This window comes from Kitasatospora arboriphila (genome assembly GCF_039528095.1).
In the GTDB taxonomy this organism is placed as follows: domain Bacteria; phylum Actinomycetota; class Actinomycetes; order Streptomycetales; family Streptomycetaceae; genus Kitasatospora; species Kitasatospora arboriphila.
In genome coordinates this window covers 1-555 of the sequence record NZ_BAAALD010000300.1, presented here as the reverse complement: position 1 = coordinate 555, position 555 = coordinate 1, and the positions used below count along the sequence as shown (strand labels likewise).

The window sequence follows — 555 nt, the reverse complement described above, 5'->3', positions numbered from 1 at the left end:
CCGGTTCTTTTGCCCTGATGATCTAGACTGCAGCGGTGTCAAAAAAAACGGGAGCCTTCATGCTCCCGTTTTTATTTTGCCGTACTGCCCGCAGCGCTAGCTCGCGGAGGCCAGCAGACCATCCGCGCGGAACATCGCCTTGATACCGCGGATCGCCTGGGGCGTACGGTCCCGGTTCTCGATCAGCGCGAAGCGGACGTGGGTATCACCATAGTCGCCAAAGCCAATCCCCGGCGAGACGCAAACCTTCGCTTCATTAAGCAGCTTTTTCGCAAACTCCAGCGACCCCATGGCGGCGTAAGGTTCCGGTATTTTCGCCCACACGTACATAGACGCTTTCGGACACTCCACCATCCAGCCGGCCTCATGAAGCCCTTTGACCAGCACATCGCGACCGCGCATATACTGTTCGGCAATATCGCGCACGCACTGCTGATCGCCCTCCAGCGCAGCTATCGCCGCCACCTGCAGCGGAGTAAAAGTCCCGTAGTCATGATAGCTTTTGATACGAGCGAGGGCATTCACCAAAGTCTTATTACCCACCATAAAGCCAAT

At 56.8% G+C, this 555-nt stretch carries 1 protein-coding gene; it reads right to left on the bottom strand.

The window, feature by feature from the left end; all coding sequences use genetic code 11:
• Positions 1 to 96: 96 nt before the first annotated feature.
• A partial coding sequence (locus ABD353_RS40080) for an aminotransferase class I/II-fold pyridoxal phosphate-dependent enzyme (protein WP_344628621.1) occupies positions 97 to 555 on the bottom strand: 459 nt, incomplete at its 5' end.